Origin of the sequence: Micromonospora sp. NPDC047753, from assembly GCF_040642735.1 — a bacterium.
Lineage (GTDB): Bacteria > Actinomycetota > Actinomycetes > Mycobacteriales > Micromonosporaceae > Micromonospora.
Window position 1 is genome coordinate 1 of sequence record NZ_JBEYSL010000749.1, and the last position, 2,306, is coordinate 2,306.

Consider the following 2,306-nt stretch of genomic DNA (forward strand, 5'->3'; position numbering starts at 1 on the left):
CGAACCGTCCCGGTCCCCGCCCCGGAAGCCACCTTCGCGACGGTCACCGCCACGGAAGCCACCCTCACGGGGAGCGTCCGAACGCGATGAGTTTGCGGTCGTCGCTCCACAGGAAACAGCGCACCCCACGGTCGCCCTCCTCCCACTCCCGCTGCGACGGCGGATAGTAGATGGACCCGGCCCGGTACGGCAGCTCGCTGTTGTTGGGTACCGCCGCGTACTCGGCGATCAGCGCCATGCAGCGCCGGTGCGCCTGCTCGGCGGACTTGGCGAACTCCACCCAGCTGATGTCCCGCTCCTCGTAGACGCCCACGAACTCGGCGCGGTGCGGCTCGGTGCAGAGCACCGGCGCCATGTAGTTGAGGTTGTCGCCGATCAGTTTGGGGTCGAAGCAGCGGTGCGTCAGTGGCGTGTCGCCGATCAACGCGCCGCGCAGGCTGCCGGTGCGGTTGACCGGGCGGGTGTTGTCGATGCTGCCGGTCTCGCTGAGGTCGCAGCGGAACCAGCGGGCGCCGCCGACCCAGGCGGGCGCGGACGGCAAGGCGAGGGACAGCGCGAGTCGGGCCGCGTGCCAGTCGCCGCCGAGCACCTCCCGGGCCCGCTGGTCGCATTCGGCGCGAGCCGTGCGCAGCGCCGGCGAGCCGGGTTCCGGTCGGGCCTCGGTCAGCGCGTCGGGCCCGACGAAGGTGCCGACGTGGATGGTCTCGGCCAGGTGGTTGCGCGCGCAGTCCACCGTCTCGTAGGTGCTGGCCTGCACGACAGTGGCGATCCGTGGCAGGCAGGTGTCGGTGGCGGGGGTGAACGGTTTGGGAACCCGCAGCGTCGGCCAGTCGTCGGTGAGATCGCCGTCCGCGCCTCGCGCCGGCGCGCAGCCGGCCAGCAGCATCGTCGTGACGCTGGCCAGCGCCAGCGCTGGAAGCCACCGTCGCATCGTCCGCCCTCCCGGGAGCTGGCGGCCGGTCGCCGCGCCCCGCGGCGAGACCCCGGCGGGCGTGCAGCTTACGGCACCGTCCCGGTTGGAGTGTCGTCGCGTTTCCGTCGATCGGCCAGTGGCTGATGTCTGTTCGTCCGGATTCGGGGGCCCGGAGCGTCCAATTCTGCACCAATGGTCACTGCTGGGTCACAGGGCGTCCCCAAAGGTGCCGCGATGCGGGTGGCGGGTAGCCGCGTTCGTACACTGGCCCTGTGACCGTACCGCCGCCGATCGTCGCGCCGAGCATCCTGGCCGCCGATTTCGCCCGCCTCGCCGAAGAGGTCCGTGCCGTCGAGGACGCCGCGGACTGGTTGCACGTCGACGTGATGGACAACCATTTCGTGCCGAACCTGACCATTGGGCTGCCCGTGGTGCAGAGCCTGCGGGCTGTCACTGCGATGCCCTTCGACGTGCACCTGATGATCGAGGACCCGCGCCGGTGGGCCCCCGGGTACGCCGACGCCGGGGCGTACAACGTCACCTTCCACGCGGAGGCGTCCGACGACCCGGTGGCGCTCGCCAAGGACCTGCGCTCGGCAGGCGCGAAGGCGGGCCTGGCCATCGACCGGGACACCCCGATCGAGCCCTACCTGGACCTGCTGCCCAGCTTCGACACCCTGCTGATCATGACGATCAAGGCGGGCTTCGGTGGGCAGCGGTTCATTCCGCAGCTCCTGGAGAAGGTGCGGACCGCCCGGCGGCACGCGTCGGCCGGGCACCTGGAGCTGCGCATCGAGGTGGACGGCGGGATCGCCGCCGACACCATCGAGCAGGCGGCGGCGGCCGGCGCCGACGCGTTCGTGGCCGGCACCGCCGTGTACGGGGCCGCCGACCCGGCGGAGGCGGTACGGCACCTGCGGGCACTGGCGGAACGCGCGGCGCCCGGGGCCTGAGGTGGAGCCCGAGGCCGACCGCAAGGACATCATTCTCGTCGTGGACGACGACGAGGACATCGCCCGGTTCGTCGAGTTCAACCTGCGGCTGCACGGCTTCGAGGTGATCCACGCCAGCGACGGCCAGGAGGCCCTGGAGGTCATCGAGCGCCAACGGCCGGACCTGGCGGTGGTCGACCTCATGATGCCCCGGATCGACGGGTTGGAGCTGACCCGCCGGTTGCGCGCCGACCCGATGACGTCCGCCCTTCCGGTGATCATGCTGACCGCCAAGGGGATGACCGTCGACAAGGTGCACGGGCTCAGCGCCGGCGCCGACGACTACCTGGTCAAGCCGTTCGACACCGCCGAGCTGGTGGCCCGGGCGGTGCAGCGAACCCGGTTCCAGCCAGATGTCGTCGTCGAGGCTGAGGACGTACCGGGCGGCCGAGGCGGCGAGC

General features: G+C 71.5%; 3 protein-coding genes. 2 read left to right on the forward strand and 1 reads right to left on the reverse strand.

What is annotated here, in order from left to right; translation table 11 throughout:
* Positions 1-64: 64 nt before the first annotated feature.
* Entirely contained in the window at positions 65-931 is an 867-nt protein-coding gene (locus ABZ749_RS34070; protein ID WP_357235262.1) for a septum formation family protein, read from the reverse strand.
* Positions 932-1,185: 254 nt separating this feature from the next.
* Here ABZ749_RS34070 and rpe point away from each other — a divergent pair, with 254 nt between their 5' ends.
* Both rpe and ABZ749_RS34080 read left to right on the forward strand, forming a co-directional pair.
* Positions 1,186-1,866, forward strand: a complete 681-nt coding sequence (rpe, locus tag ABZ749_RS34075) for a ribulose-phosphate 3-epimerase (RefSeq protein ID WP_238671589.1) — start codon at positions 1,186-1,188, stop codon at positions 1,864-1,866.
* A 1-nt stretch (position 1,867) separates the two neighbouring features.
* Positions 1,868-2,306 (forward strand): response regulator (locus ABZ749_RS34080; RefSeq protein WP_357235266.1); only part of this gene is annotated, 439 nt, incomplete at its 3' end.